This is a genomic window from Bradyrhizobium sp. STM 3566 (genome assembly GCF_045571445.1).
Taxonomy (GTDB): domain Bacteria; phylum Pseudomonadota; class Alphaproteobacteria; order Rhizobiales; family Xanthobacteraceae; genus Bradyrhizobium; species Bradyrhizobium vignae.
The window spans coordinates 868,160-894,292 of record NZ_CP120692.1; the positions used below are offsets into that span (position 1 = coordinate 868,160).

Here is a 26,133-nt window from a genome sequence, read left to right on the forward strand (position 1 = left end):
ACCAAGGAGACCAGCATGGTGGTGCTGAACCGCATCTACACGAAGACCGGTGACGACGGCACGACGGCGCTCGGAACCGGCGAGCGGCGTCCGAAATACGATCTGCGCATCGAGGCCTATGGCACCGTCGACGAGACCAATGCGGCCATCGGCGTGGTCAGGCTTCACACGCGGGACATGCCCCAGTTCGATGCGATGCTTGGCCGCATCCAGAATGATCTGTTCGATCTCGGCGCGGATCTCGCCGTGCCCGAACGGGAGGGCAAAGCCGAGCGGCTGCGGGTAGTGGTGGGTCAGGTCGAGCGGCTCGAGCGCGACATTGACGCGCTCAACGACAAGCTCGCGCCGCTGACCTCCTTCGTGCTTCCCGGCGGCACGCCGGCCGCTGCCTATCTGCATGTGGCGCGCACGATATGCCGCAGGGCGGAACGCGTGATCGTGGAACTGGCGGCTCGGCCTGGCGAGCCGGTCAGCGCGGCTGGCATCCAATATATGAACCGCCTGTCCGACTTCCTGTTCGTGGCCAGCCGGGCCGTTAATGGCAATGGCGCCGGCGATGTGCTCTGGGTTCCGGGCCAGAACCGCTGACCCATCGCGGTCCGCAATTCAGAAGGCCAAAATTAGAGCCGTTCGCGCGTTGACCGGGGCAGATCAGGCCTTTAGGTTCCGCGCCAGTTGATAACCCCCCTCCTAAATTGAGTGAAAGAGGATCGATGAAGGTCTTAGTGCCGGTAAAGCGGGTGGTCGATTACAACGTCAAGGTCCGCGTCAAGGGCGATGGGTCGGGCGTTGAACTCGCCAACGTCAAGATGTCCATGAACCCGTTCGATGAAATCGCGGTCGAGGAAGCGTTGCGCCTGAAGGAAGCCGGCAAGGCCACCGAGGTCGTGGTGGTCTCCATTGGACCGGCGCAAGCGTCTGAGACGATCCGCACTGGTCTCGCCATGGGCGCCGATCGCGGCATCCTGGTCAAGGCCGAGGGCACCGTCGAGCCGCTCGCCGTCGCCAAGATCCTGAAGAAGGTTGCCGAAGAGGAGCAGCCTGGCCTCATCATCCTCGGCAAGCAGGCGATCGACGATGACAGCAACCAGACCGGCCAGATGCTGGCCGCGCTGCTCGGCTGGTCGCAGGCGACCTTCGCTTCCAAGCTCGAGGTCGAAGGCTCTGATTTCAAGGTCACGCGCGAAGTCGATGGCGGCCTGCAGACTGTGAAGCTGAAGGGACCGGCGATCGTCACCACCGATCTCCGCCTCAACGAGCCGCGCTACGCTTCGCTGCCCAACATCATGAAGGCGAAGAAGAAGCCGATCGCGGAGAAGACCGTCACCGATTACGGCGTCGACGTCGCCGCGCGTCTCGAGGTTCTCAAGACGGCTGAGCCGGCCGGCCGCAAGGCAGGCGTCAAGGTCAAGGACGTCGCCGAGCTGGTGTCGAAACTCAAGAACGAAGCCGGGGTGCTCTGATGACGACGCTTCTGATTGCCGAACACGACAATGCGTCGCTGAAGGATGCGACCAACAAGGCCCTGACCGCGGCTGCCGCGCTCGGTGCGGATGTCGAGGTGCTGGTCGCCGGAAAGAACGCCAAGGCCGCGGCGGATGCCGCTGCCAAGCTCGCCGGCGTGAAGAAGGTTCTGCTCGCCGATGGCGACCTCTACGCGCACGACCTCGCCGAGCCGCTGGCCGCACTGGTCGTGTCGCTGGCGTCCGGCTATGACGCGATCGTCGCGCCGGCGACCTCGCGCTTCAAGAACGTGATGCCCCGCGTCGCCGCCCTGCTCGACGTCATGCAGGTCTCGGAGATCATCAAGGTGGTCGCGCCCGATACATTCGAGCGCCCGATCTACGCCGGCAACGCCATCCAGACGGTGAAGTCGAAGGACGCCAAGAAAGTCATCACGGTGCGGACCTCGACCTTCGCCGCAGCTGGCGAAGGTGGCAGCGCGCCGGTCGAGAACGTGGCGGCGGCCGCTGATCCGGGTCTGTCGACTTTCGTCGGCGAGGAGGTCGCCAAGAGCGACCGTCCCGAGCTGACCTCCGCGAAGATCATCGTCTCCGGCGGCCGCGCCATGCAGAGCCGCGAGAACTTCGCCAAATACATCGAGCCGCTCGCCGACAAGCTGGGCGCCGGCGTCGGTGCCTCGCGCGCCGCGGTCGATGCGGGCTATGCGCCGAACGATTGGCAGGTCGGCCAGACCGGCAAGGTCGTGGCGCCCGAGCTCTACGTCGCGGTCGGCATTTCCGGCGCTATCCAGCATCTGGCCGGCATGAAGGACTCCAAGGTGATCGTTGCGATCAACAAGGACGAGGATGCGCCGATCTTCCAGGTCGCCGATTACGGCCTGGTCGCCGACCTCTACCAGGCGGTTCCGGAGCTCACGGCCGAACTCGCCAAGCTCGGCAAGTAAAGCCGTACAAAACACCGGCCGGGAGGTATAAACTCCGGCCGGTGTTTCATTTTTGACGCGTTTTCTTTGGCGTGGGGCACGCCTTCGAAGCGATCCAATCTAGGTTTCGAGCCAAGGTTCTGATTAAATCAGGCTTCTGGTCAAATCAGACCTCCCGGCTCAGGGGATAGGCAGGGCGCGACATGCGCGCCGTTCCGGTGGATGACATTATGGCGGCAGTGATCAAGAAGGTCGGCGTGATCGGCGCGGGTCAGATGGGCAATGGCATCGCGCATGTCGCGGCGCTCGCCGGCTTCGACGTGGTGCTCAACGACGTTTCGGCCGACCGCCTCAAGTCGGGCATGGCCACCATCAACGGCAATCTGGCGCGCCAGGTCTCCAAGAAAGCCGTCACCGAGGACGACAAGGCGAAGGCGATGGCGCGCATCACGCCGGCCGAGAAGCTGGACGATCTCGCCGATTGCGACCTCGTGATCGAGACCGCTGTCGAGAAGGAAGAGGTCAAGCGCAAGATCTTCCACGAACTCTGCGCCGTCTTGAAGCCGGAGGCGATCGTCGCCTCCGATACGTCCTCGATCTCGATCACACGGCTCGCCGCCGCCACCGATCGCCCGGAGCGCTTCATCGGCATTCACTTCATGAATCCGGTGCCGCTGATGGAGCTGGTCGAGCTGATCCGCGGCATCGCCACTGATGATGCGACCTTCGACACGGCCAAGGAATTCGTGGCCCGGCTCGGCAAGCAGGTCGCCGTGTCGGAGGATTTCCCGGCCTTCATCGTCAACCGCATCCTGCTGCCGATGATCAACGAGGCGATCTACACGCTGTATGAAGGCGTCGGCAATGTCGAGGCGATCGATGCGGCAATGAAGCTCGGCGCGCATCATCCGATGGGCCCGCTCGAGCTTGCCGATTTCATCGGCCTCGATACCTGCCTCTCCATCATGCAGGTGCTGCACGAGGGGCTGGCCGATTCCAAGTACCGCCCGTGCCCGCTACTGGTGAAATACGTCGAGGCCGGTTGGCTCGGCCGCAAGACCCAGCGCGGCTTCTACGACTATCGCGGCGCCAAGCCGATTCCGACGCGGTAAGACAGTCCTGTGCCCCGGACGCAGCGCAGAGCGCTGCCGAGACGGCGCACAGAAGCCACGTGCACGGGGCCCCGGCTCTGAGGCGCGTCACTTCGTGCCGCACCTCGTCCGGGACACCAAACCTTCCCACTCACCTCTCGTTAACGCCTCGCGCCTAGGTTACGGCCGGTACGAGGGCTCGCGTCATGGATATGATGCCAATGGTCAGCACCATGCTGGCCGCTCAGCAAGGCGCGCTGCAGTCGAATATTGCGGCGACGCTGACCAAGCAGAACATGGATATGGAGAAATCCACCGTTCTGACGCTGCTCGGTGCCGGTCAGCCATCGCTCGCCAATGTCGGCCCTGGCGTCGGCGGCAATCTCAACGTGACGGCTTAAAGCGACGCGGCGGCCTTGCCGGTCGCCGCCCGGATTAGCTTGAGCGCGTCCTCGCTTGCCCATTCCGCCGGTCCCGCGATCGTCGCGATCTCGCACCCCTGGGGGTCGACCAGCACCGAGGTCGGCATGCCCAGCGCCCGGCCTATGGCCTTAAGATCCTGAAAAACCTTTGCTTTCTGGTCGTTGAAATAGCCGAGCCGGGTCAGATTGGCTTCTTTCAGGAACGCCCTGGGCTTCTCGGGGTCGCGGGTGTCGATGTTGATCGCCACGACCTCGAAATTCGGGCCCGACAGCTTGCCCTGGAGCTCGTCCAGCGCCGGCATTTCCTTCCGGCACGGCACGCACCAGGTCGCCCAGAGGTTCACCAGCAGCGTCTTGCCGCGGAAGTCGGACAGTTTTTTCGGCTTGCCGTCCGCGTCCTCGAAGACAAGGTCGGGCAGCTTCAACGGGGCGCTCGCCATGGTCAGCGCCGCCACCTCGCCATGGGCGAGCGGGGCAATCTTCTGCGCTGTGGCCACCGCCGTTCGGCAAGCGGGATCGCCAGATGGTGCGCGGTTGAGGCGGAGCCCGTACAGCGCGGCGAAGCCAGCCAGTCCGCCAATCGCCACGGTGGCGATGACGAGGGGGATGCGGCGCGTGGCGGAGGGCTTCTGGTCGAGCATATCGTTTGTCATCCGGTCGCAGATATGGCTATCAGGGGCCTCTTAATACGGCTGGCTGCGGCCAGCAAACGTGCGGCAAATCAAGGCGTGAGCAGGGGATCATGAGCAACAAGATGTGGGGCGGCCGGTTCTCGGAACGTCCCGACGAGATCATGGAAGAGATCAACGTCTCCATCGACGTCGATCGTCACCTCTTCGCCCAGGACATTGCCGCGTCCAAGGCCCACGCCGCGATGCTGGCCAACCAAGGCATCATCACGGCTTCTGATGCGAAAAATATCGGCAAGGGTCTAGACACGATTTTGTCAGAGATCGGCAAGGGCGGCTTCGAATTCAAGCGCGCGCTCGAGGACATCCATATGAATGTCGAGAGCCGCCTGTCGGAGCTGATCGGCCCCGCCGCCGGTCGCTTGCACACCGCGCGCTCGCGCAACGACCAGGTCGCGACCGACTTCCGTCTGTTCGTCCGCGATGTGATCGACGAGACCGATGCCGCGCTTGCCGCGTTCCAGCAGGCGCTGGTGCAGCGCGCGCTGGAGCACGCCGGCACGGTGATGCCCGGCTTCACGCATCTGCAGACGGCGCAGCCTGTCACCTTTGGCCACCATCTGCTCGCCTATGTCGAGATGGCCGCGCGCGACCGCGGCCGCTTCAGGGACGCGCGCCAGCGGCTGAATGAATCCCCGCTCGGCGCGGCCGCGCTCGCCGGCACCTCGTTCCCGATCGACCGCCACGCCACCGCGAAGGCGCTCGGCTTCGACCGGCCGATGGCGAACTCGCTCGATGCGGTCTCCGATCGCGACTTCGTGCTGGAGACGCTGTCGGCGGCCTCGATCTGCGCCGTGCACATGTCGCGCTTTGCCGAGGAGATCGTGATCTGGACTTCGCCGCTGGTCGGCCTTGTCAGGCTCAGCGACAAGTTCACCACGGGATCCTCGATCATGCCGCAGAAGCGCAATCCGGATGCCGCCGAGCTGGTGCGCGCCAAGACCGGCCGCGTCATCGGCGCGCTCAACGGGCTGCTGATCGTCATGAAGGGCCTGCCGCTCGCCTATCAAAAGGACATGCAGGAGGACAAGCAGGGCGCCATGGAGGGTTTTGCCGCGCTGTCGCTCGCGATCCGGGCCATGACCGGCATGGTCCGCGACCTCGTCCCTGACCAAGCCAAAATGAAGGCGGCCGCTGGCGAGGGTTACGCAACGGCGACTGATCTTGCCGATTGGCTGGTGCGGACCCTGAAGATGCCGTTCCGCGAGGCCCATCACGTGACTGGCCGGATCGTGGCGAAAGCCGCGGAGGGCGGCGTGGCGCTGCACGAGCTGCCGCTCAAGGAGATGCAGGCCATCGAGCCAAAAATCACCAAGGAGGTGCTCGGCGTGCTCTCGGTCGAATCGTCCGTGAAGAGCCGCACCAGTTTTGGCGGCACCGCGCCGAAGAACGTGGCGTCCCAGGCCAAAGCCTGGGCGAAGCGGCTGGAAAAAGAGCGAAAATTGGGCTGAGGGCAAAATTTCGCTTATGTTTCATGATCATCCGGCTCTCGCCAGAACGCGCCAATCTCTGTATGGTGCGCCGCGCGTAGTGGGGATTTCGTCGTGACGTCAAAGTTTCGCCCGGCCAGTTCGGGGTGGACCATCATTGTCTTGAGCCTGACGGCGCTTGCGCTGGCCGGCTGCGGCCGCAAGGGTCCGCTGGATCTGCCGCCGACCGCCTCCAACGCGTCCACGACCAGCGGTGCCGCACCTGTAGATACCGAGGCCGAAACTCAGCGGACGCCGAGCGTGTTCAACCCGACCTACGGTGCGGATGCCGCGCCCGCGGCGGCGAAGGGCAAGAAGAAACCGTTTATTCTCGACCCGCTCCTGGACGAACCTCCCGCCAAGAAATAAGCCGGGACAACCGAGCCTGCGCCATGAACCATTTCGAATATCGCAACGGCGTGCTGCACGCCGAGGCGGTGAACCTGTCCGAGCTGGCCGCGACCGTCGGCACGCCGTTCTATTGCTATTCGACCGCGACGCTCGAGCGGCACTACCGCGTCTTCACCGACGCCTTCGCCGGCGAGAAGGTGCTGGTCTGCTACGCCATGAAGGCGAACTCCAACCAGTCGGTGCTGCGCACGCTGGCCAAGCTAGGGGCCGGCGCCGACGTGGTCTCGGGCGGCGAGTTGAAGCGCGCGCTGGCCGCAGGCATTCCCGCAAGCAAGATCGTGTTCTCCGGCGTCGGCAAGACCGAGGCCGAGCTGCGTGCTGCGCTCGCCGCCGACATCCTCTGTCTCAACGTCGAATCCGAGCCGGAGCTCGAGCTGCTGTCGCGCCTTGCGACCGAGATGGGCAAGACCGCGCGGATCTCCTTGCGCGTCAATCCCGACGTCGATGCCGGCACGCATGCAAAAATCTCCACCGGCAAGTCCGAGAACAAGTTCGGCATCCCGATCGTGCATGCCCGCGAGGTCTATGCGCGCGCTGCGAAGCTGCCCGGTATCGAAGTGACCGGCACCGACGTACATATCGGCAGCCAGATCACCGACCTCTCCGGCATGGAGACCGCGTTTCGCATCCTCTCCGAATTCGTGCAGACGCTGCGCAGCGACGGCCATGACATCTCCCACGTCGATTTCGGCGGCGGCCTCGGCATTCCCTATTACATGGACCGCGAGGCGCCGCCGGCGCCGGCCGCCTATGCCGCCATGGTCAAGCGCGTCAGCCACAATCTCGGCTGCACGCTGATGTTCGAGCCGGGCCGCATGATCGTCGGCAATGCCGGCATCCTGGTCGCCAAGGTGATCTATGTGAAGCACGGCGACGGCAAGAACTTCGTCATCATCGACGCCGCCATGAACGATCTGATCCGCCCGACGCTGTACGAGGCCCATCACGACATCCTGCCGGTGACGCAGCCCGCCTCGGGCGCCGCCACCATCATGGCCGACGTCGTCGGCCCGGTCTGCGAGACCGGCGACTATCTCGCCCTCGACCGCACGCTGCCGACGCCAAAGCCCGGCGATCTGCTCGCCATCATGACCGCAGGCGCCTATGGCGCGGTGCAGGCCGGCACCTACAACACCCGGCCGCTGGTGCCGGAGGTGCTGGTGAAGGGCGACCAATACGCCGTGGTGCGCCCGCGCGTCGAGGTCGAGCAACTCATCGCGATGGATAAGCCGGCGCCGTGGCTGTGAGTGTTTAGGCGCGGCGCTATGTCTTCCGCCCGACCACCACGCCCGCCTTCTCCTCGATCGGCTTGATTGCCGCGGTGAAATCGGACTCGGCGCCTTCCGCGCTGATCACGGTCTCCCATAACCGTCCGACCGCATCCGCCACCTCCATCGACAGGCCAAGCTGCTTCATCTCCGCCAGCGCCAGCCGCACGTCCTTCACCATCAGTCCGGTGGCGAAGCCGAAATCGAAGGTGCGCGGCAGCACCGAGCGCGGGAACTTGTCGCGGCTCGCCGTGTTCATGCCCGAGCCGGCATTGATGACGTCGATCATCACGGCGGGATCGAGCCCGGCCTTGACGCCCATCACCACGGCTTCCGACGTTGCCACGATCGCGGTGGCCGACAGGAAATTGTTGGCGAGCTTCATGGTCTGGGCCGCGCCGGGCTTCTCGCCGATGAAGAACACCTTTCCGATCACGTCGAGCGCCGGCTTGAGCAGCTCGAACTCGGCTTTCGGGCCCGACACCATCACTGCCAGCGTGCCCTTCTCGGCGCCGCCGACTCCGCCGGAGACGGGACAGTCGATCTGCACGATGTCGCGTTTGGCGAGGAGGCCGTGAATCTTCACGGCCATCGCCGAGCCGACCGTGGAGAGATCGATGAAACGTTTGGCGCGCTTGCCCTCGATCACGCCGTTCGCTCCCGTTGCGACCTCGAGCGAAGCCTGCAGCGAAGGCAGGCTCGCCATGACGGTCTCGACTTGATCGGCGACGTCCTTCGGTGACGCCGCCGCAATTGCGCCGCGCGCCACCAGCTTGTCCATGACCTCCTTGCGCGTGTCGAATACCACGAGCCCGTGTCCCGCCTCGATCAGCCGCCGCGCCATCGGAAAACCCATGTTTCCGAGGCCGATGAATCCGATGTCCATGGTGTTTCCTTGTGGTTGTTATTCGTTGCTGTCGTGAAAATCCGCGCTCCATCCCCCGTGTCGTCCCGGACAAGCGCGCCTCAAGCGCGCGCTGATCCGGGACGACGATGAGGAGGAACGTTGCGCCCCTCACTCACACGCCGCCTCACGCCTTCCCATCGATCTCGGCGAACACCTCGCGCGCGATGCGGAAACTGTCGACCGCGGCGGGCATGCCGCCATAGATCGCGACCTGCATCAGGATCTCGCGGATCTCTTCGCGGCTGACGCCGTTGGTGAGTGCACCCTTGAGATGCGCGCGAAACTCGTGCTGGCGGTTGAGGATCGCGATCATGGCAATGTTGAGCATGCTTCGGGTCTTGCGCGGCAGCTCCTCGCGGCCCCACACCGCGCCCCAGCAATATTCGTTGAGCATCTCCTGGAACGGACGGTTGAAATCGTCGACGTTCTTCAGGGCGTTGTTGACATAGGCCTCGCCCAGCACCGCTTTGCGGACTTCCAGGCCCTTGTCGTGCATCTTCTTGTCCATGGCGTTTCCTTTGTTCCAACAGGGATGGCGCGCGGAAATTACGGGGTTGCACCGGGCCAGTCACGTCCTCGTGTTATGCGGGAAAAGGAGGCTCCTCCGTACCGGAACGGATGCCTCAGTGCTGCCGTTGTGATAGGCTCTTCTCTACCGGGCAACCTGGAGAGTTGATTGAACGGCGTCACCCCCGGCCCGTCAGGCCCGATCCGCAACAGTGACGCGCTGTCGCGGCTGAAGCTGGCGCAGGCCCTTGATCGGGCTACTTATGCCATCGCGTGGGAGCGTGCCTGGCCCAATGTGGCGCGCCTTCTGACCGTCGCCGGCTTGTTCCTGGTGGTGTCCTGGGCTGGTCTCTGGCTCGCCGTGCCGTTCGTTGCCCGGGCCATCGGCCTTGCCCTCTTCGCTGCGATTGCAGTCGTCGCCCTGTTCCCGCTGATTCGCTTCCGCTGGCCGAGCCGCGAGGAAGCGCTCGCCCGGCTCGACCGTGGCTCCGGCATCCGTCACCGCCCGGCCACCACGCTCACGGACACGTTGACCTCGCAGGACCCGGTCGCGCAGGCGCTGTGGCAGGCGCAGCGCGAGCGTACGCTCGCCTCCATCAAGCGCATCCGCGCCGGTCTGCCGCACCCGCGGCTCGCGCTTCACGACCCCTGGGCGCTGCGTGCCCTTGTCATGGTGATGCTGGTTGCGACCTTCTTCGCCGCAGGTGACGAGCGTGCGATGCGGCTCGGCGCTGCCTTCGACTGGAACGGGGTGCTGGCGCCGACCAATGTTCGCGTCGACGCCTGGGTCACGCCGCCGCTCTACACCGGTAAGCCGCCGGTCATCCTGTCGGCCGCCAACAAGGAGGCTGCGGCCTTGCCCGCCGGCGGCCCGCTTTCCGTTCCCGCCGGCTCGACCCTGATCGTGCGCTCTTCCGGTGGCAGTCTGGATGTCGTCGTCTCCGGCGGACTCAAGGAAGTCGCCCCAACTGAAGCCAGCCCCAAGGGGACCAACGAAAAGCACTTTGCCATTTCCGGCGACGGCACCGCGCGTGTCCGCGCGCCTTCCGGCCAGCCGCAATGGGCGTTTGCGGCCACGCCGGACCGTCCGCCGACGATCGCGCTCGCCAAGGACCCGGAGCGCCAGGCGCGCGGCGCGCTCCAGCTCTCCTACAAGCTTGAGGACGATTACGGCGTCACCGGCGCCGAGGCGAAATTTGCCCCGCGGTCGACCGATGCCAAGGACGGTACAAAGGACGGTACAAAGGACGGCACGAAGGACGGGACGAAGGCTGCTGCCGGCGATGGTGACACCAGGGCGGCTCCGCGGCCTCTGTTCCAGCCACCGCAATTCCCGCTCGCGCTGCCGAATGCGCGGACCCGCAACGGCGTCGGACAGTCGGTGAAGGATCTCAGCGAGGATCCCTATGCCGGCGCCGAGGTCACGCTGACCCTCACGGCCAAGGACGAGGCCGGCAACGAGGCCGCAAGCGAACCGTTCAACATGCGCCTGCCCGAACGGCTCTTCACCAAGCCGCTGGCACGTGCACTGATCGAGCAGCGCCGCATTCTCGCGCTCGATGCGAACAAGAATTCCGACGTGTATGCCGCGCTCGACGCGCTGATGATCGCGCCCGAAATGTTCACGCCGGAGCCCGGACAATATCTCGGCCTGCACAACGTGGCCCGACAGCTCGAGGCCGCGCGCACCGATGATGCCCTGCGCGAGGTCGTGGCAAGCCTGTGGGCGCTTGCGGTGACGATCGAGGACGGCAAGATCTCCGACGTCGAGAAGGCGTTGCGCGCGGCTCAGGACGCGCTGAAGCAGGCGCTGGAGCGTGGCGCGAGCGACGAAGAAATCAAGAAGCTCACGCAGGATCTGCGTCAGGCGCTGAACGATTTCATGCGCCAGCTCGCCGAGCAGTTCCGCAACAACAATGACCCGCAGCAGCTGGCGCGGCCGCTCGACCCGAACACCAAGGTCCTGCGCCAGCAGGATCTGCAGAACATGATCGACCGCATGGAGCGCCTGTCGCGCTCCGGCGACAAGGATGCGGCCAAGCAGTTGCTCGACCAGCTCCAGCAGATGTTGGAAGGTCTCCAGATGGCGCAGCCGGGGCAGTCCGGCGAGAGCGACATGGAGCAGGCGCTGAACGAGCTCGGCGACATGATCCGCAAGCAGCAGCAATTGCGCGACAGGACCTTCAAGCAGGGCCAGGATTCCCGGCGCGACCGCTCGCGCGGCAAGCAGGGCGATCAGTCCATGTCGGAGCTGCAGCAGGACCAGCAGGGGCTGCGCGACCGCCTGAAGAAGCTGCAGGACGAGCTTGCCAAGCGCGGCCTCATGCAGAAGGGAGAAAAGGGGCAGAAGGGCCAACAGGGACAGAAGGGCCAGCAAGGGGATCAGGGCCAGCCCGGCCAGAACGGCGATCAGGACGGCGACCAGGGCGATGACGACGGCAGTCTGGATGCTGCCGACGGTGCCATGGGCGATGCGGGATCAAAGCTCGGCGAGGGCAATGCCGACGGCGCCGTGGACTCGCAGGGCAAGGCGCTCGATGCGATGCGCAAGGGTGCGCAGAAAATGGCCGAGGCGATGCAGCAGGGTGACGGTGACGGCCAGGGCGACGGACCCGGCCAACGCGCCGGCCGTCAGCAGAGCGGTGGCAACCAGACCGACCCGCTGGGCCGTCCGCTGCACGGGCGCGAATATGGTGACGATTACACGGTCAAGATTCCCGGCGAGATCGACACCCAGCGTGTCCGCCGCATTCTCGAAGAGCTCCGCCGTCGTCTCGGCGACCCCTCGCGCCCGCAGATCGAGCTCGACTACATCGAGCGGCTGCTGAAAGAGTTTTAACGTCACACTCGCTGTCATCGCCGGGCCCTGACCGGGCGATCCAGTATTCCAGAGACCGGCGTTGAAGAGCTCGCTCTTGGCACATCCGCCGCGGCGTACTGGATGCCCCGGTCCCGGCTTCGCCAAGGCTACGCCGGGGCCACAAGGGTGCTCGGCCGCCGAAGCTTTAGCGAAGGCGGCAAGCCGGGGCATGACAGGGGAGTGTGTAGCCGCTGCGCTAACCCTTCCTCGCTGCCAGCGCATCCGCCACGGCCGTGCGGATGTCGGCGACCGAGAAAGGCTTGGTCACGACGTCATGCACCAGCGCATTCAGGTTCGAGGCGCGCTCGCGCTGGTCGGCAAAGCCGGTCATCAGCAGAATGGTCAGATCAGGGAAATCGCGCGCGGCCGAGAGAGCCAGCGCGATGCCATCCATGACCGGCATCTGGATGTCGGTGAGCAACAGGTCGAAGGCGCCGTCCTCGCGGGTCAGGATCTCCAGCGCCTCGGCGCCGTCATGGGCGGTGACGGTCTCATGGCCGTCCATGGCGATGGCGCGCGCCACGAGCGTGCGCATCGAATCCTCGTCGTCGGCGATCAAGATTTTCGGCATGAGACCAACCTTGGGATCAATCTCCCCTGTGGGGTCGATTATACGCTGCCGCCGGCGATGTCGCGCCGGTTGAAGAAACGAACGTCGATATTGCGGCCCTCAGGCGGCGGCGAGGCAAGGCGCGAGCGGAAGAAGGCGCGCTCGCCGGGCCGCAGCACGGTCTGTTCCAGCACCGTGTTCCAGGCGTAGATCTCCGCGCCTTGCGCGTCGCGCACGGCAAAGCGCAGCCGCGGGATGTCGAGCGGCTTCTTGCCCTCGCCCACGATCACGCCCTCGATCACCAGCACCTGCTTACCGTCCACGGTCTCGCTGGAGAGCTTGACGTCCTTGAAGGCGAGGCCCCGCAGGTTCACCTCGAGCCCGACCATCTTGTAGAACGCCGCCGTCTGGGGCAGCAGCCGCACCACGTCGCCGCGCCAGATCACCAGTGCCAGGACCAGCGCGCCCATCGCGGCGCAGGCGGTCGGGAGGCCAAAATAGGATTTGCGCGGAGCCGTGGTGGCGACCGCGCGGCTCACCCGCGCCCCGCGGCGGCGGAACAGGCCGCGGAACCAGGACTGGTGCTGTGCACCGGCGGCCTCCTCCTCGGCCTGCCGGGCCGCCGCTGACCATTCGTCCTCGGTTTCGCGGGCCTCCTGGTCCGGCCAGTCGCTGGCGATTGAGGGACTGTCGACGACAGGCGCATCAATGGTGCCGGCGTCCTTGGCATAGGAGTTCCATTGCTCGGCGAGGTCGGACTGGTCGTCGGCCCGGCTGGCCGCGGCGATCGCGGGAACGGACGCCTCCTCGATGGCATCCTCGGCATGCGCGATCCAGGTCTCCTTGCAGCGGGAGCAGCGGACCGCTCGTCCGTTCGCCCCAAGGCTCGCGAGCTTGATGGCGTAGGATGTCATACAATGGGGGCAGACGATATGCATGGACGAGCCTTGATGTATGAACGAAGGTCTTGGACTGGTCTTGACGATGCCGCGGCCGCGGAGAACCGGGCGCCCTTATGCTACAGGGCGACCGTTAACGAACCGGAAACCATAACGGCGGCAAAACCCGATGATCGCGCATGGCGGAGTGCCGCAGCGCGACCCGCGCCCCCTCTCGAACGGAGCTGAACTTGGTTCGGTTCGAAAATGTCGGATTGCGTTACGGTCTGGGGCCGGAGATCCTGCGCGATCTCAATTTCCAGATCCCGGCGCATTCCTTCCAGTTTCTCACCGGACCTTCCGGTGCCGGCAAGACCTCCCTGCTGCGTCTGTTGTTCCTCTCGCATCGACCGACGCGGGGCCTCGTCAATCTGTTCGGCCACGACATCTCGCAGCTCGGCAAGGACGAGATCGCGGACCTGCGCAAGCGCATCGGCATTGTCCTCCAGGATTTCCGGCTGCTCGACCACATGACGACCTATGAGAACGTCGCGCTGCCGTTCCGCGTCATGGGCCGCAGCGAGTCGAGCTACCGCAAGGAGGTGATCGACCTGTTGCGCTGGGTCGGCCTCGGCGATCGCATGGACGCGCTGCCGCCGATCCTGTCTGGCGGCGAGAAGCAGCGCGCGGCGATCGCGCGCGCCGTGATCTCGCGGCCGCAGCTGCTGCTCGCGGACGAGCCGACCGGCAGCGTCGATCCGACGCTCGGCCGGCGCCTGCTGCGGCTCTTCATCGAGCTCAACAAATCAGGCACCGCCGTCATCATCGCCACTCACGACATCGGCCTGATGGATCAGTACGAGGCACGGCGGCTGGTGCTGCACCAGGGACGGCTGCACGTCTATGAGTAGGCTAGACGAGCGCGGCGTGCTGGTCGATCTCGGACAGGAGCGTCCGCAGCTTCCGGCCAAGGCGCGCAACATGTCGCCGATCGTGCCGCGCGCCTCGATCCATGGCAGAGCGCTGGTCGCCGTCGTCGCCATCATGACCTTCCTCGCCTCGATGACCACGGGGACGGTGCTACTGGTGAGTGCCTCCGCCGCGGAATGGCAGTCGGACGTGGCAAGCGAAATCACCATCCAGGTTCGTCCGCAGGCCGGCCGTGATATCGAGCGCGACACCGCCGCCGTGGCGGAGGCGATGCGCGCGCAAGCCGGCATCGTCGAGGTCAAGTCGTTCACCAAGGAGGAGAGCGGTAAGCTGCTCGAGCCCTGGCTCGGCACCGGCCTGTCGATGGACGATCTGCCGGTGCCGCGCATGATCATCGCGCGCGTGCAACCGGGCACGCCGCTCGATCTCGGCGCCTTGCGCGCGCGCGTGACGCAGGTCGCGCCGGGGGCCAGCGTCGACGATCATCGCGCCTGGATCGAGCGCATGCGCGTGATGACAAACGCCACCGTGCTGGCCGGCCTCGGCATCCTCGCGCTCGTCATCATCGCCACGATCATCTCGGTTTCGTTCGCGACCCGCGGCGCCATGGCGGCGAACCGTCCGATCGTCGAGGTCCTGCATTTCGTTGGCGCCGGCGACCGCTACATCGCCAATCACTTCCTGCGTCATTTCCTCAGGCTGGGTCTGGAAGGTGGCGTGATCGGCGGCGGCGCCGCCATGCTGGTGTTCGGCTTCTCAGAGTCCATCGCAGGCTGGTTTTCCGGTACCCCCGTCGGCGACCAGTTCGCCGCGCTGCTCGGCACCTTCTCGCTGCGGCCATCCGGCTACATCGTGCTTGCGGTCCAGGCCGTGCTGATCGGCGGCATCACCGCGGTGGCCTCGCGCCAGACCCTGTTCGCGACCTTGAATGATGTTGATTGAGTTCTTTTCTTTCCTTCTCCCCTCGCGGGAGAAGGTGGCATAGGAGGCCTTCGGCCTCCGTTCTCGAGAACGCCGCAGCGAAGCTTCGGCTATGGCGCTGGATGAGGGGTTCTGTCCAAGCGTACAAATGCTGAGGTGAATGCGCGGAGAGAACCCTCACCCGTCTCGCCGCTGTCGCGACGAGCCACCCTCTCCCACAAGGCCCTACAAGGGGAGAGGGTGAATCGACTTTTCGGCCTGACAGTTTCGTAGCATTGATAAGCCTTTCAAACCGGACTCCACTTCGCCTCAAAACGTCATAAAATTACTCAGGGAAGGGATCACCGACATCGCATGACCTCGCCGACCGACGATCGATCGCCGAAACTGCCGCGCGGCTGGCTGCGCGCGACAATCGTGTCGACGATCGCGCTCGCCTTCGTCGGCGCGGCGGCGGGCTTCATTGCGTTCCTGTCGCAATTGCGCGGCGCCGAGATGGTGCCGGACCGCAAGGCAGACGGCATCGTGGTGCTGACCGGCGGCTCCTCACGGGTATCGGACGCCATGGAGCTGCTGGCTGCCGGCTACGGCAGGCGGCTCCTGATCTCCGGCGTGCATCCGACCTCGACGGCGAGCGACATCTCCCGGACCTTGCCGGAGAACCAATCCTTCATGACCTGCTGCGTCGATCTCGACCGCACCGCGCTCTCGACCCGCGGCAACGCGGCCGAGGCGCGGCGATGGACGCATGAGCGCCGATTTACATCTTTGATCGTGGTCACCTCCAACTATCACATGCCGCGCGCGCTGGTGGAATTCTCGCACGCGATGCCACAGACGACGCTGATCCCCTTTGCGGTGGTCGGCGACAAATGGCGCGAGGAGCCGTGGTGGACCTCGGGTTCGACGCTGCGCCTGCTCCTGTCCGAATATGTCAAGTACATCGCGGCCGAGCTCAGGGTCCGGCTGGAGGATTTCGGGATTGACCTTTCGCCCGAGATGTCGGAGCAGCCTGCGGGTCAGCAACCGAGGCGGCCCGCCACCGCCCAGGCCAATTGACTGGCAAATTGATCGGACCGTCGATGTTTCTGATTTTCCTGCGCTCGCTCGTGTTCAACGTGCTGTTCTACGCCGTGCTTGTTTGCCTTGCGATCGTGGCACTGCCGACCTTCGCATTGCCGCCGCGCGCGATGCTGACGGTGGCGGAATGGTGGGCCAAGGCAACGCTGGTCTTGATGCGGGTGGTTTGCAACATCAAGGTGGAATTCCGCGGTGTCGAGAACATCCCGGAAGGTCCGCTCTTGATCGTGGCGAAGCATCAGTCCTTCTGGGAGACGTTCGTGCTGCCGGGTTTCTTCAACCGGCCGATCTTCATCCTCAAGCGCCAGCTCATGCAGATCCCGGTGTTCGGTCAATTCCTGGTCAAGACCGGGATGATCGCAATCGACCGCAATGCCGGCGTGAAGGCGCTTCTGGACATGACGCGGCGGGCGCGCGAGGCGGTACGCAGCGGCCGCCAGCTCGTGATCTTTCCGGAGGGCACGCGCCGTGCTCCCGGCGCGCCGCCCGACTACAAGACCGGCTTTGCACAGATCTATTCGTCCTGCGGCGTGCCGTGCCTGCCGATCGCGCTCAATTCCGGCCTGTTCTGGCCGCGTCGCACCTTCATGCGCTATCCGGGCACGCTCGTGGTGGAGTTTCTCGAACCGTTGCCGCCGGGTCTGCCGAAGGACGAATTTCTCTCCCGCGTGCAAACGGTCATCGAGGACGCGACCGGGCGTCTCGTCGAAGCGGGGCGGAAAGAGCAGGAGCAGTTGATCGGTAGCGCGCCAAGCTACGCGCCGACCAGCGGCTAGCGACTTTCGCTGTCTTCGTTCGGAGCCGGCGCGTGCGGCGAATGCGCATCACCATGCAGCATCAATGCAAGCTGATGCAGCTGCGCGTCGCGAAAGCCTTCGGCCTCGATCGCCTTCACCGTCGCGGTGACGTAGTCGCGGTTGGCGCCGGACTGGCCGTGGCCCTGGATGACATGGCGGTGCTGCTCGGCGAGCGACAGACGGCCGGCATATTGCACATGACCGCGGTCGACGACGTAGGCGAGCGCGGAGACGCGCTGCCGCGCATCGTTCTCCAACCATACCGAGCGCATCACCTCGCGATAGACCGACGTGACCTGCTCGCGCGCGCGCAAATAAGCGACGACATCGGCGCGGTTCTTCTCGGCGACGCGAAAGGCGATGCCGCGGCAGGCGCCGCCGCGGTCGAGCCCGAGCACCAGGCCCGGCTTCTCCGGCGTGCCGCGGTGCACGAAGGAATAGACGCAGAGCGCCCGATGCTCGCCGACCAGCCGCGCCGGGACGCGTTCCTCGAAGTCGAAGCCCGGCCGCCACATCAGCGAGCCGTAGCCGAACACCCAGAGGTCGCCCTTGGCGGTGGTGACGGAGGGGAGGGAGATTTCGGACATTTCGGGAACGGCTACCAGAACCATGTTCCGAAGCGAAGCGAATTCTCCGTCTTTCGTCGGGGGCCGGCCCCGCTTACATTTGCCTGAATCTGGGGCCAAAGGGTCGCCGCATGTCCGATATGACCGTTGCCACAGGCCGCCGCTCCCGTTGGGGCCTTTTCATCGCACCCGTTCTCCTGCTGATCCTCGCCGTCGCCTGGAGTTGCTTCTGGTTCTACGCCGCGTCGCAAGCCGAAATCGCCGCAGACGCCTGGCGGGCGCAGGAAGCCAAATCCGGCCGCATCTATGATTGCGCCAAGCGCTCGATCGCGGGTTTCCCATTCCGCTTCGAGGTCCAGTGCTCCGGCGCGAGCGTCGCCCTGGTCTCGCAAAATGCGAGCAAGACGCCGTTCACGGCGAAGCTCGACAACATCCTGGTCGTCGCCCAGGTCTACGACCCCAAGCGCGTCATAGCCGAATTCTCCGCGCCTGCGACGCTCATCGACGGGGTGACGCAAAACACCTTCGTGGTGAATTGGAGCAAGGGCCGCGCCAGCGTGGCCGGCCTGCCGGCCGTGCCGGACCGTGCTTCCATCGTGTTCGACGATCCCAGCCTCAACCGTCTCGATGGCAGCGTGCAGGTGCCGCTTGCGCGCGCCAAGCAGGTCGAGCTGCACGGCCGCCTCGCCGACGGATCGCCGTCGGATCATCCTGTGATCGAGACCGTGCTCCATGTCGCGCAAGGCAGCATCCAGGGCGTGCATCCGCTGCTTGCCGAGCCGTTCGAGGCGGACACCCGCGCCAAGATCACCGGCCTCTCCGACCTCACGCCAAAGCCCTGGCCGCAGCGCTTCCGCGAGATCCAGGCTGCCGGCGGTCACATCGAGATCGTCCAGTCGCGGATCCAGCAGGGCGAGATGATCGCGGTTGCGGCCGGCACGCTCGGCCTCTCGGCCAATGGTCGACTCGACGGCGAATTGCGGATGACGGTGGCCGGCCTCGAGCGCGTGATCCCGGCGCTCGGCATCGAGAAGATGCTGGAGGAAGGCGTGCCGCAGGCGACGCTCGACCGTGTCGCGCCCGGCGTGAAGTCGCAGGACCTCAACAATCTGTTCGGCGCGCTCGACCGCGCCGTTCCCGGCCTCGGCAAGGTCATCAAGCAGAACGCCAATGCCGGCGTTGCTGCCGGCATCAATTCGATCGGCACCGAGAGCACGCTTGAAGGCAAGAAGGCGCGGAGCTTCCCGCTGAAATTCGTCGACGGCGCCGTGCTGCTCGGCCCGGTCAAGGTCGGCCAGATCCCGCCGCTGTATTGACTGCGCGGTAGCGTAATCCGGGACAGCGCCGGCCGTATCGAAGAACCCCCGGATTGCGCTGCGCTCCATCCATCCGGGCTAAGCGCTCACGGCTTCTTCAGCGCCGCATGCGGCCGGCCGAAGTCCGGCGCCGCCGAATCCTGGCCGATCTCGACGATGCCGCGGCGGATGGCGCGGGTACGGGTGAAGTGATCGAACAGCGCCTCGCCGTCGCCGCGCCGGATCGCGCGGGTCAGCTTTGCGAGATCCTCGGTGAAGGTGCCGAGCATCTCCAGCACTGCTTCCTTGTTGGCGAGGAACACGTCGCGCCACATCGTCGGGTCGGACGCCGCGATGCGGGTGAAATCGCGAAAACCGCCGGCAGAGAATTTGATCACCTCGGATTCCGTCACCTGCGCCAGCTCGTCGGCGGTGCCGACGATGGTGTAGGCGATCAGATGCGGCAGATGGCTGGTGATCGCGAGCACGAGATCATGATGATCCGGCGTCATCACCTCGACCTTGGCGCCCATCGCGGCCCAGAAGGCGCGCAGGCGATCGGTCGCCGCCGCGTCGGTGCCATCAGGTGGCGTCAGGATGCACCAGCGGTTGATGAAGAGCTCGGCGAAGCCGGAATCCGGGCCCGAATGCTCGGTGCCCGCCACCGGATGCGCCGGCACGAAATGAACGCCCTGCGGCAGGTGCGGTGCCATGTCCCTGACCACCGCTCCCTTGACCGAGCCGACGTCGGAGATGATCGCTCCCGACTTCAGATGCGCGGCGATCTCCTGAGCGACAGGTCCGCAGGCGCCGACGGGAATGCAGAGGATGACGAGATCGGCATCCTTCACCGCCTCCGCATTGGTCGCAACGACCTGATCGACGATGCCGAGCTCGGCAACCCGCGCGCGCGTCTTTTCCGAGCGCGCGGTGGTGACGATCTCGCCGGCCAGGCCCTGAAGCTTCGCGGCGCGCGCGATCGAGCCGCCGATCAGGCCGAAGCCGATCAGCGCGACGCGCTGGAAGTGCGCCGTCGTGCTCATTTGCCGCCCATGAAGTCGCGCAAGCCCTCGACCACGAGGCGGTTGGCCTCCTCGGTGCCGATGGTCATGCGCAGCGCATGCGGCAGGCCGTAGTTCTTTAGCCCGCGCAGCACGAGGCCCCGCTTGGTCAGGAAGGCGTCGGCGTCATCAGCGGTCTTGCCCTTGTCGGTCGGGAAATGGATCAGCACGAAATTGGCGACGCTCGGCGTCACCTTCAGCCCGAGCTTGCCGATCTCCTCGGTCAGCCAGTTGCGCCAGGTCTCGGTGAACTGCTTCGACATCGCCTGGTGCGCGGTGTCCTCGATCGCGGCGACCGCGGCGTACATCGCCGGCGTCGACACGTTGAAGGGACCCCGGATGCGGTTGACCGCATCGATGATGTGCTCGGGCCCGAACATCCAGCCGATGCGCAGCGCGGCCAAGCCGTGGATCTTGGAGAAGGTGTGCGTCACCACGGTGTTCTCGGTGGTGGCGACCAGCTCGATGCCCATCTCGTAATCGTTGCGCGAGACATAGTCGCAATAGGCGGCGTCGAGCACCAAGAGCACGTGCGAGGGCAGGCCGGCGCGCAGCCGCTTGACCTCGTCGAACGGCAGATAGGTGCCGGTCGGGTTGTTGGGGTTGGCGAGCCAGACCAGCTTTGTGCGCGGCGTGACCGCCTTGAGAATGGCATCGACGTCGGCAGTGAAGTTCGTTTCGGGCGCAACGATATTCTTGGCCCCGTTCGCCATGGTCGCGATCGGGTAGACCAGGAAGCCGTGCGTGGTGGAGATCGCCTCGTCGCCCTGGCTGAGATAGGTGTGCGCGAGCAGATTGAGGATCTCGTCGGAGCCGGCCCCGCAGATGATGCGGTTGGGATCGAGCCCAAACGAGCGGCCGATCGCCTCGCGCAGCACGCGCGAGGTGCCTTCCGGATAGTCTTCGAGATGATCCGCCACGTGCTTGAAGGCCGCGATTGCCTTCGGCGAGGGCCCGAACGGCGTCTCGTTGGCCGAGAGCTTGAACACCTTGCGGCCCGGCTCAGGCACCGGGCTCTTGCCGGGCGTGTAGGGCGCAATATCGAGAATGCCGGGATTCGGCACGGGGCGGGACATCTTGGACTCCGGATAGGCTGGGCTGCTCGCGATTTACGATTTCGCCCCGGTCGGGGGCACCGTATAGCGCGTTGCGTGGCTGCCGACGAGGGCCGTGGAGCGCACCGAGGCCCCCGCCTCGATCAGGGCAGCCCTGATTTTGTCGATGCTGGTCGCGCTGGTGACCGAGACCAGCAGCGCCGCGCCGTCAAAGGCGGTATCGGGCACCGCCACGATCTCGGCGAGCGGCGACAGGGCGCGCGCGACCTCGGCGTTCCACCCGGAGACACGTACGCTGAAGGTCTCGACCTCCGTCACCAGGGCGCTGTCGGCGACGCGCGAGACTGCGAACACCGGCATTGCCGCCGGATGATCGGCACGCTCGACGAAAGGCAGCCGCGCGATGATCTTCGGTGCGCCTTCCGCTTCGAGCTCCAGCCACCATGGTGTGCGGCTGGAGGTGGCCGAGACCAGCGCCAGGTCGCCCTTGGATCTCGCGACCGCCTCGACCGCGGCTTGCGCGCTGAAATGCGCGACGTAAGGCACCGTGAAGCCAAAATGGAAGCGCGCGGAGTCGCGCATCGCCGGCTCGCTCACCGAGACGTCGGCATGCACGGAGAATGGCGCCTGCACATAGGTGAACGTCGAGATGATGACGCGCCAGATGCTCTCGACGGTGTCGAGCGGCAGGATGCCGCGATGGCGCTGCACGAGGTGGCGCATCATGTCGGCCTCGCGCGCAGGCCGAAACGCCGAGCCGACCTCCTGGGTCTGCTTCACCTGGATCAGGCGGTCGATGATGTCGCCGCGCTGCATCAGCAGGCGATGCATGCCCTCGTCGATCGCGTCGATCTCCTTGCGCAGTTCCTGGAGCGATGGTGGCGCGGGCGGACGTTGGGTCATGTCTGACTTGATTGTTGAAGAGCTTGGGCTGTTGAAGGACGTTCCGGTGCGGATCGGCAAGACAATTGGTAAGGCCGTCACCGCTGCGATCAATGTCCTGATTAGGCAGTCGGGCCGACGAAAGCAAAGAGAAATGACGGCCCTTTCCGTTCACGGCGCAAGAGGCGAATTGGCTCGATCCGGGCCGCGACTTGACGAAAACGGCCCGAGACGGTAGCTTTTGCCTGTTCCGTGGTCATTTGAGCCGGCCGGCTTGCAGCCACGTTAAAAAATTCGCTAAACAGGCCGGGGACGCTTCCGATCCCGGCCGAACCTATCGTTCAGGCCGGGTTTTTCATGGCCTGATGTCAGCGGCGCGGTCTAGTAGCCAGTCGCAAACGAGGTCGATGTCCGAGATGGGTAGCGTCAAGTCGATACCGAGTCCTGCGATCAGCGCCGACGAACGGTCGCACGAGGTGGATCATCCAAGCTCGCAAGTCGCGCATTTCGGCACCGAGCAGCCGCTGCGGCTCGATTGCGGCGTCGACCTCTCCCCGTTCCAGATCGCCTACCAGACCTATGGCGAGCTCAACGCCGATCGCTCCAACGCCGTGCTGATCTGCCATGCGCTGACCGGCGACCAGCATGTCGCCAATGTGCATCCCGTCACCGGCAAGCCCGGCTGGTGGGAGACGCTGGTCGGCCCCGGCCGACCCATCGATCCCAAGCACTACTTCATCATCTGCTCCAACGTGATCGGCGGCTGCATGGGCTCGACCGGGCCGGCGTCGATCAATCCCGCGACCGGCAAGGTCTGGGGCCTGGATTTCCCTGTCATCACCATCCCCGACATGGTGCGGGCGCAGGCGATGCTGATCGACCGGCTCGGCATCGACACGCTGTTTGCCGTCGTCGGCGGCTCGATGGGCGGCATGCAGGTGCTGCAATGGACCGCGGCATATCCTGCTCGCGTGTTCTCCGCGTTGGCGATTGCCTGCGCGACGCGGCACTCTGCGCAGAACATCGCCTTCCACGAACTCGGCCGCCAGGCCGTGATGGCCGACCCCGACTGGCACGGTGGCGGCTATGCCGACCGCGGCATCCATCCGCATCGCGGGCTCGCGGTGGCGCGGATGGCGGCGCACATCACCTATCTTTCGGATGCGGCGCTGCACCGCAAGTTCGGCCGGCGCATGCAGGACCGCGAGCTGCCGACCTTCTCGTTCGACGCCGACTTCCAGGTCGAAAGCTATCTGCGCTACCAGGGCTCGTCCTTCGTCGAGCGCTTCGATGCCAACTCCTATCTCTATTTGACGCGCGCGATGGACTATTTCGACATCGCCGCCGATCACGGCGGCGTGCTGGCCAAGGCCTTCGCCGACATCAAGACCCGCTTCTGCGTGGTCTCCTTCACCAGCGACTGGCTGTTCCCGACCTCGGAATCGCGCGCGCTGGTGCATGCGTTGAACGCTTCGAGCGCGCGGGTGTCGTTCGCCGAGATCGAGACCGATCGCGGCCATGATGCCTTCCTGCTCGACGTGCCCGAATTTTTCGACATCTCCCGCGCCTTCCTGCAATCGGCAGGCAAGGCCCGCGGGGTCAGCCTCAAGGACCGCTAGCAATGTCCGTCCAGCAAGTGCTGCCTCTGAACCGCGTTGCGACCGCGCCGTCCGGCCAGTTTCGTGCCGACCACCTGCTGGTCGCCGAGATGGTCAAGCCGGGCTCCAAAGTGCTCGACGTCGGCTGCGGCGACGGTGATCTGCTCCAGCTGCTGGAAACCCGCGGCATCGACGGCCGCGGCATCGAGCTGTCGCGTGAGGGCGTCAATCGCTGCGTCGCCAAGGGGCTTGCGGTGGTGCAGGGCGATGCCGACACCGACCTCGTCAACTATCCCGACGACGCTTTCGACTATGTGATTCTGTCGCAGACGCTGCAAGCGACGCGGCAGCCGAAGGTCGTGCTGGAGAACCTGTTGCGCATCGGCCGCCGCGCCATCGTGTCGTTCCCGAATTTCGGCTTCTGGAAGATGCGGCTCCAGCTCCTGATCGGCGGCCACATGCCGCGCACGGAGAATCTGCCGGCGACCTGGTACGACACCGCCAACATCCATTTCTGCACAATCAAGGATTTCGTGCAGCTCTGCGACGAGATCAACGTCAAGATGGAGCGCTCGATCGCGCTCGATCTCCACGGCCGCCCCGTGCCGCTGAACCTGCCCTGGTGGGTGTGGAACATGTTCGGCGAGCAAGGCGTGTTTCTGCTGAGCCGGGGTGGAGGGAAGTAGCTGTCCATCCGCGCTCCATGAGTTGAGGAGTCGAGATCTATCCTCCGTCATTGCGACGCGTGTGGTGAGCCACTGCCTCAATGCGCGGCCAGCGACCTCGGGTCCCGCACCGGCCAGCGGCCCGCCTCAACCAGCGTGACGAACCGCTCGACGCTCTTGTTGAACAACGCCGGCTCCTCGAGATTGAGCACGTGGCCGGATTTCGGAAACATCGCGAGGCCCGCTGCGGGCAGGTGCTTCTTCAGGAACAGGCTCGGCCCGATGCAGGGATCGTCCTCGTCGCCGCAGATGATCAGCGCGGGCGTCGACACCTTCGCGATCGCATCCGTCATCGTGTAGATCGAGGGGCGGCCGCCCTGGAAGCCCCGCATGGTGCGCGCCGATCCCTTGGCATCGTGCCGCGCCAGGGCGGCATAGAAATCCGCGTGGCCGCGCGGGTCCTTCACCAGGAACGGAATCCGGCTCGGCGCCTCGCGCGTGACTTTCGCGACCTCGGCGGAGCCCAGCGTCTCGAACTGCTCGGCATTGGCGCGGCACTGCTTGCGCCAGGCTTCCAGGTTCTCGAGCTCCGAGCCGGAGCCGACCCCGGCCAGCGTCATCGACAGCGCGCGTTGCGGCGTGTTCAATCCGATCTGCAGCGATGAGTAGGCACCCATCGACAGCCCGACCAGATGTGCGCGTTCGATGCCGAGGTGATCGAGCACCGCAAGCGCATCGGTGTAGAAATGCGTGTAGGTGTAGACCTCGCCGTCGGGCACGTCCGACGGCGTGTAGCCGCGCGCCGAATAGGTGATGCAGCGGTGGCCGCGCGAGAAGTAGCGCATCTGCGGCTCCCAATTGGTGTAGTCGGCCGCGAACTCGTGCAGAAAAAGTATCGGCGTTCCCTGACCCGCCTCTTCGAAATAGATGCGAACGTCGTCCCTGGTCGTGGCGTGGGGCATTAACTGTTTCCCTCTCTTCAAGCCGCGTTTGCAGGATCGCAGTTAACGCAGTTGTCCGCAATGCGGCAGCATCAGGCCAGTCCCGATACACAATCATCGCAGCCATTCGCCCGGGCGTGGCGTCTTTTTCTCGCCACATCCGGAAGCTTTACGGCCCGCCGGATGTCGGCCACCGCACGGGCCGACGGGAAGTGGGGTGTAACGAAGGATGACGTATGGTCGAGTTGTTTGCGTTCCGCCTGTCGCGGTGTGTTGTCGCGCTGGCGTTTTTCTTCGCGGCGGTTGCCGCGTTCGTTTCTCCGGCCTCGGCCCGGCCACATCATCGTCATAGCGCAGAGCGGCACGCTTACGTGCACCACGCCAGGCATCATCACCACCGCCATCATGCACGCGGCTCGCGCTTCGAGCGCAGCGCCGCGCAGTTGCAGGCGGGCGGCTTCGCCGACACGCAGGCCAGCTACAATCCGAATGCCAACGGCGGCGGCACGGGCAATGACAGCATGGCTGCGAGCGGCGGCTTGGCCGGCGGATCGGGCCTCGTGTCCGAGGCGCGCCGCTATCTCGGCGGCAATCCGACCGGGCGCGGCAGTCTCTGGTGCGCGCGCTTCATGAACATGGTGCTGGAGCATACCGGACATAAGGGCACCGGCTCCGATATGGCGAGCTCGTTCGCTCGTTACGGCACGCGCGTCTCAGGCCCGCAGGTCGGCGCCATCGCGGTGATGTCGCGCGGCCGCCGCGGCGGCCATGTCGGCATCATCACCGGCATCGACGCGCAGGGCAATCCGATCATGATCTCCGGCAACAACGGCAACCGCGTCCGCGAAGCGCCGGTCTCGCGCGGCCGGATTTACGCGTATGTGATGCCGAATTGAGGCTCGTC

The 26,133-nt window shown here is 65.4% G+C and carries 28 protein-coding genes and 1 riboswitch; of the genes, 18 read left to right on the forward strand and 10 right to left on the reverse strand.

All coding sequences use genetic code 11. The features are described from left to right. Nucleotides 1-15 precede the first annotated feature (15 nt). The 5 genes from P6U27_RS04100 (at nucleotide 16) to P6U27_RS04120 (ending at nucleotide 3,878) form a co-directional block, all read left to right on the forward strand. Complete coding sequence (locus P6U27_RS04100) at nucleotides 16-588, forward strand: cob(I)yrinic acid a,c-diamide adenosyltransferase (RefSeq protein WP_122400774.1); 573 nt, start codon at nucleotides 16-18, stop codon at nucleotides 586-588. Nucleotides 589-713: 125 nt separating this feature from the next. After that, nucleotides 714-1,463: an electron transfer flavoprotein subunit beta/FixA family protein gene (locus P6U27_RS04105; RefSeq protein ID WP_122400775.1), complete on the forward strand. Its 750-nt coding sequence runs from the start codon at nucleotides 714-716 to the stop codon at nucleotides 1,461-1,463. Next, entirely contained in the window at nucleotides 1,463-2,407 is a 945-nt protein-coding gene (locus P6U27_RS04110; RefSeq protein WP_027573280.1) for an electron transfer flavoprotein subunit alpha/FixB family protein, read from the forward strand. Before P6U27_RS04105 ends, P6U27_RS04110 begins: the two co-directional genes overlap by 1 nt. 209 nt (nucleotides 2,408-2,616) lie before the next feature. Then, nucleotides 2,617-3,498, forward strand: coding sequence for a 3-hydroxybutyryl-CoA dehydrogenase (locus P6U27_RS04115; protein WP_122400776.1), 882 nt, complete (start codon nucleotides 2,617-2,619; stop codon nucleotides 3,496-3,498). A 185-nt stretch (nucleotides 3,499-3,683) separates the two neighbouring features. Next, a complete protein-coding gene (locus P6U27_RS04120) occupies nucleotides 3,684-3,878 on the forward strand; it encodes a putative motility protein (RefSeq protein WP_407193696.1) in 195 nt (64 codons plus the stop codon). On the opposite strand, the gene tlpA is transcribed toward P6U27_RS04120, so the two are convergent. Next, nucleotides 3,875-4,540, reverse strand: coding sequence for a thiol:disulfide interchange protein TlpA (gene tlpA, locus P6U27_RS04125; RefSeq protein WP_122400777.1), 666 nt, complete (start codon nucleotides 4,538-4,540; stop codon nucleotides 3,875-3,877). The two genes, P6U27_RS04120 and tlpA, sit on opposite strands and share 4 nt — an antisense overlap. Before the next feature lie 101 nt (nucleotides 4,541-4,641). Between tlpA and argH the strand changes: the two genes are divergently transcribed. The 3 genes from argH (at nucleotide 4,642) to lysA (ending at nucleotide 7,715) form a co-directional block, all read left to right on the forward strand. After that, nucleotides 4,642-6,039 carry an argininosuccinate lyase gene (argH, locus tag P6U27_RS04130; RefSeq protein ID WP_122400778.1) on the forward strand — a complete coding sequence of 466 codons (1,398 nt, stop codon included), beginning with the start codon at nucleotides 4,642-4,644 and terminating at the stop codon, nucleotides 6,037-6,039. Between the two features lie 93 nt (nucleotides 6,040-6,132). Next, the gene (lptM, locus tag P6U27_RS04135; protein WP_122400779.1) at nucleotides 6,133-6,426 is read left to right on the forward strand and encodes an LPS translocon maturation chaperone LptM; all 294 of its coding nucleotides are present in this window, start codon (nucleotides 6,133-6,135) and stop codon (nucleotides 6,424-6,426) included. A gap of 23 nt (nucleotides 6,427-6,449) precedes the next feature. Further along, nucleotides 6,450-7,715, forward strand: a complete 1,266-nt coding sequence (lysA, locus tag P6U27_RS04140) for a diaminopimelate decarboxylase (RefSeq protein ID WP_122400780.1) — start codon at nucleotides 6,450-6,452, stop codon at nucleotides 7,713-7,715. A gap of 16 nt (nucleotides 7,716-7,731) precedes the next feature. Here the strand turns inward: lysA and P6U27_RS04145 are convergent, their stop codons facing one another. Together P6U27_RS04145 and P6U27_RS04150 are read right to left on the reverse strand one after the other, a co-directional pair. Next, on the reverse strand, nucleotides 7,732-8,622 hold the full coding sequence (locus P6U27_RS04145) for an NAD(P)-dependent oxidoreductase (RefSeq protein WP_122400781.1): 891 nt from the start codon (nucleotides 8,620-8,622) through the stop codon (nucleotides 7,732-7,734). Nucleotides 8,623-8,767: 145 nt separating this feature from the next. Next, complete coding sequence (locus P6U27_RS04150) at nucleotides 8,768-9,151, reverse strand: carboxymuconolactone decarboxylase family protein (protein ID WP_122400782.1); 384 nt, start codon at nucleotides 9,149-9,151, stop codon at nucleotides 8,768-8,770. 168 nt (nucleotides 9,152-9,319) lie between these two features. Here P6U27_RS04150 and P6U27_RS04155 point away from each other — a divergent pair, with 168 nt between their 5' ends. Continuing rightward, nucleotides 9,320-11,989, forward strand: a complete 2,670-nt coding sequence (locus P6U27_RS04155; RefSeq protein WP_407193697.1) for a TIGR02302 family protein — start codon at nucleotides 9,320-9,322, stop codon at nucleotides 11,987-11,989. A gap of 217 nt (nucleotides 11,990-12,206) precedes the next feature. Here P6U27_RS04155 and P6U27_RS04160 read toward each other — a convergent pair whose 3' ends face one another. Both P6U27_RS04160 and P6U27_RS04165 read right to left on the reverse strand, forming a co-directional pair. Beyond that, nucleotides 12,207-12,581: a response regulator gene (locus tag P6U27_RS04160; RefSeq protein WP_407193698.1), complete on the reverse strand. Its 375-nt coding sequence runs from the start codon at nucleotides 12,579-12,581 to the stop codon at nucleotides 12,207-12,209. Between the two features lie 38 nt (nucleotides 12,582-12,619). Beyond that, a complete protein-coding gene (locus P6U27_RS04165; RefSeq protein ID WP_407193699.1) occupies nucleotides 12,620-13,498 on the reverse strand; it encodes an MJ0042-type zinc finger domain-containing protein in 879 nt (292 codons plus the stop codon). Nucleotides 13,499-13,689: 191 nt separating this feature from the next. On the opposite strand from P6U27_RS04165, the gene ftsE reads away from it, so the two are divergent. The 4 genes from ftsE (at nucleotide 13,690) to P6U27_RS04185 (ending at nucleotide 17,145) form a co-directional block, all read left to right on the forward strand. Beyond that, entirely contained in the window at nucleotides 13,690-14,349 is a 660-nt protein-coding gene (gene ftsE, locus P6U27_RS04170) for a cell division ATP-binding protein FtsE (RefSeq protein ID WP_122406363.1), read from the forward strand. Continuing rightward, nucleotides 14,342-15,310 carry an ABC transporter permease gene (locus P6U27_RS04175; protein WP_122400785.1) on the forward strand — a complete coding sequence of 323 codons (969 nt, stop codon included), beginning with the start codon at nucleotides 14,342-14,344 and terminating at the stop codon, nucleotides 15,308-15,310. Before ftsE ends, P6U27_RS04175 begins: the two co-directional genes overlap by 8 nt. 333 nt (nucleotides 15,311-15,643) lie before the next feature. Then, nucleotides 15,644-16,348, forward strand: coding sequence for a YdcF family protein (locus P6U27_RS04180; protein WP_407193700.1), 705 nt, complete (start codon nucleotides 15,644-15,646; stop codon nucleotides 16,346-16,348). Between the two features lie 23 nt (nucleotides 16,349-16,371). After that, a complete protein-coding gene (locus P6U27_RS04185) occupies nucleotides 16,372-17,145 on the forward strand; it encodes a 1-acyl-sn-glycerol-3-phosphate acyltransferase (protein ID WP_122406364.1) in 774 nt (257 codons plus the stop codon). On the opposite strand, the gene P6U27_RS04190 is transcribed toward P6U27_RS04185, so the two are convergent. Then, nucleotides 17,142-17,753 carry a gamma-glutamylcyclotransferase gene (locus P6U27_RS04190; protein WP_122406365.1) on the reverse strand — a complete coding sequence of 204 codons (612 nt, stop codon included), beginning with the start codon at nucleotides 17,751-17,753 and terminating at the stop codon, nucleotides 17,142-17,144. The genes P6U27_RS04185 and P6U27_RS04190 overlap by 4 nt on opposite strands. A gap of 110 nt (nucleotides 17,754-17,863) precedes the next feature. On the opposite strand from P6U27_RS04190, the gene P6U27_RS04195 reads away from it, so the two are divergent. Beyond that, nucleotides 17,864-19,048, forward strand: coding sequence for a DUF2125 domain-containing protein (locus P6U27_RS04195; RefSeq protein WP_122400787.1), 1,185 nt, complete (start codon nucleotides 17,864-17,866; stop codon nucleotides 19,046-19,048). A gap of 86 nt (nucleotides 19,049-19,134) precedes the next feature. On the opposite strand, the gene P6U27_RS04200 is transcribed toward P6U27_RS04195, so the two are convergent. The 3 genes from P6U27_RS04200 to P6U27_RS04210 are packed head-to-tail and all read right to left on the reverse strand — an operon-like array spanning nucleotide 19,135 to nucleotide 22,046. Further along, on the reverse strand, nucleotides 19,135-20,070 hold the full coding sequence (locus P6U27_RS04200; protein ID WP_122400788.1) for a prephenate/arogenate dehydrogenase family protein: 936 nt from the start codon (nucleotides 20,068-20,070) through the stop codon (nucleotides 19,135-19,137). Further along, complete coding sequence (hisC, locus tag P6U27_RS04205; protein WP_122400789.1) at nucleotides 20,067-21,164, reverse strand: histidinol-phosphate transaminase; 1,098 nt, start codon at nucleotides 21,162-21,164, stop codon at nucleotides 20,067-20,069. Before hisC ends, P6U27_RS04200 begins: the two co-directional genes overlap by 4 nt. 33 nt (nucleotides 21,165-21,197) lie before the next feature. Further along, complete coding sequence (locus tag P6U27_RS04210) at nucleotides 21,198-22,046, reverse strand: chorismate mutase (protein ID WP_122400790.1); 849 nt, start codon at nucleotides 22,044-22,046, stop codon at nucleotides 21,198-21,200. On the opposite strand from P6U27_RS04210, the gene P6U27_RS04215 reads away from it, so the two are divergent. The 3 genes from P6U27_RS04215 to metW all read left to right on the forward strand — a co-directional run bounded on the left by P6U27_RS04215 (nucleotide 22,045) and on the right by metW (nucleotide 24,309). Then, nucleotides 22,045-22,263, forward strand: a complete 219-nt coding sequence (locus P6U27_RS04215; protein WP_122400791.1) for a hypothetical protein — start codon at nucleotides 22,045-22,047, stop codon at nucleotides 22,261-22,263. The genes P6U27_RS04210 and P6U27_RS04215 overlap by 2 nt on opposite strands. A gap of 4 nt (nucleotides 22,264-22,267) precedes the next feature. Beyond that, nucleotides 22,268-22,347: riboswitch (SAM riboswitch) on the forward strand. Nucleotides 22,348-22,441: 94 nt separating this feature from the next. Next, nucleotides 22,442-23,644: a homoserine O-acetyltransferase gene (locus P6U27_RS04220; RefSeq protein ID WP_122406366.1), complete on the forward strand. Its 1,203-nt coding sequence runs from the start codon at nucleotides 22,442-22,444 to the stop codon at nucleotides 23,642-23,644. A 2-nt stretch (nucleotides 23,645-23,646) separates the two neighbouring features. After that, entirely contained in the window at nucleotides 23,647-24,309 is a 663-nt protein-coding gene (metW, locus tag P6U27_RS04225) for a methionine biosynthesis protein MetW (protein ID WP_122400792.1), read from the forward strand. A 77-nt stretch (nucleotides 24,310-24,386) separates the two neighbouring features. On the opposite strand, the gene P6U27_RS04230 is transcribed toward metW, so the two are convergent. Further along, a complete protein-coding gene (locus P6U27_RS04230) occupies nucleotides 24,387-25,250 on the reverse strand; it encodes an alpha/beta fold hydrolase (protein WP_122400793.1) in 864 nt (287 codons plus the stop codon). A gap of 215 nt (nucleotides 25,251-25,465) precedes the next feature. Between P6U27_RS04230 and P6U27_RS04235 the strand changes: the two genes are divergently transcribed. Next, complete coding sequence (locus P6U27_RS04235) at nucleotides 25,466-26,125, forward strand: TIGR02594 family protein (RefSeq protein WP_122400794.1); 660 nt, start codon at nucleotides 25,466-25,468, stop codon at nucleotides 26,123-26,125. Nucleotides 26,126-26,133: the final 8 nt, after the last annotated feature.

Excerpts from the sequence above, each read along its gene's own strand:
- P6U27_RS04100 (WP_122400774.1), top strand. The coding sequence starts at position 16 with ATGGTGGTGCTGAACCGCATCTACACGAAGACCGGTGACGACGGCACG.
- P6U27_RS04105 (WP_122400775.1), top strand. The coding sequence starts at position 714 with ATGAAGGTCTTAGTGCCGGTAAAGCGGGTGGTCGATTACAACGTCAAG.
- P6U27_RS04110 (WP_027573280.1), top strand. The coding sequence starts at position 1,463 with ATGACGACGCTTCTGATTGCCGAACACGACAATGCGTCGCTGAAGGAT.
- P6U27_RS04115 (WP_122400776.1), top strand. The coding sequence starts at position 2,617 with ATGGCGGCAGTGATCAAGAAGGTCGGCGTGATCGGCGCGGGTCAGATG.
- P6U27_RS04120 (WP_407193696.1), top strand. The coding sequence starts at position 3,684 with ATGGATATGATGCCAATGGTCAGCACCATGCTGGCCGCTCAGCAAGGC.
- tlpA (WP_122400777.1), bottom strand. The coding sequence starts at position 4,540 with ATGCTCGACCAGAAGCCCTCCGCCACGCGCCGCATCCCCCTCGTCATC.
- argH (WP_122400778.1), top strand. The coding sequence starts at position 4,642 with ATGAGCAACAAGATGTGGGGCGGCCGGTTCTCGGAACGTCCCGACGAG.
- lysA (WP_122400780.1), top strand. The coding sequence starts at position 6,450 with ATGAACCATTTCGAATATCGCAACGGCGTGCTGCACGCCGAGGCGGTG.
- P6U27_RS04145 (WP_122400781.1), bottom strand. The coding sequence starts at position 8,622 with ATGGACATCGGATTCATCGGCCTCGGAAACATGGGTTTTCCGATGGCG.
- P6U27_RS04150 (WP_122400782.1), bottom strand. The coding sequence starts at position 9,151 with ATGGACAAGAAGATGCACGACAAGGGCCTGGAAGTCCGCAAAGCGGTG.
- P6U27_RS04160 (WP_407193698.1), bottom strand. The coding sequence starts at position 12,581 with ATGCCGAAAATCTTGATCGCCGACGACGAGGATTCGATGCGCACGCTC.
- P6U27_RS04165 (WP_407193699.1), bottom strand. The coding sequence starts at position 13,498 with ATGCATATCGTCTGCCCCCATTGTATGACATCCTACGCCATCAAGCTC.
- P6U27_RS04175 (WP_122400785.1), top strand. The coding sequence starts at position 14,342 with ATGAGTAGGCTAGACGAGCGCGGCGTGCTGGTCGATCTCGGACAGGAG.
- P6U27_RS04180 (WP_407193700.1), top strand. The coding sequence starts at position 15,644 with ATGACCTCGCCGACCGACGATCGATCGCCGAAACTGCCGCGCGGCTGG.
- P6U27_RS04185 (WP_122406364.1), top strand. The coding sequence starts at position 16,372 with ATGTTTCTGATTTTCCTGCGCTCGCTCGTGTTCAACGTGCTGTTCTAC.
- P6U27_RS04190 (WP_122406365.1), bottom strand. The coding sequence starts at position 17,753 with ATGTCCGAAATCTCCCTCCCCTCCGTCACCACCGCCAAGGGCGACCTC.
- P6U27_RS04195 (WP_122400787.1), top strand. The coding sequence starts at position 17,864 with ATGTCCGATATGACCGTTGCCACAGGCCGCCGCTCCCGTTGGGGCCTT.
- P6U27_RS04200 (WP_122400788.1), bottom strand. The coding sequence starts at position 20,070 with ATGAGCACGACGGCGCACTTCCAGCGCGTCGCGCTGATCGGCTTCGGC.
- hisC (WP_122400789.1), bottom strand. The coding sequence starts at position 21,164 with ATGTCCCGCCCCGTGCCGAATCCCGGCATTCTCGATATTGCGCCCTAC.
- P6U27_RS04215 (WP_122400791.1), top strand. The coding sequence starts at position 22,045 with ATGTCTGACTTGATTGTTGAAGAGCTTGGGCTGTTGAAGGACGTTCCG.
- P6U27_RS04210 (WP_122400790.1), bottom strand. The coding sequence starts at position 22,046 with ATGACCCAACGTCCGCCCGCGCCACCATCGCTCCAGGAACTGCGCAAG.
- P6U27_RS04220 (WP_122406366.1), top strand. The coding sequence starts at position 22,442 with ATGGGTAGCGTCAAGTCGATACCGAGTCCTGCGATCAGCGCCGACGAA.
- metW (WP_122400792.1), top strand. The coding sequence starts at position 23,647 with ATGTCCGTCCAGCAAGTGCTGCCTCTGAACCGCGTTGCGACCGCGCCG.
- P6U27_RS04230 (WP_122400793.1), bottom strand. The coding sequence starts at position 25,250 with ATGCCCCACGCCACGACCAGGGACGACGTTCGCATCTATTTCGAAGAG.
- P6U27_RS04235 (WP_122400794.1), top strand. The coding sequence starts at position 25,466 with ATGGTCGAGTTGTTTGCGTTCCGCCTGTCGCGGTGTGTTGTCGCGCTG.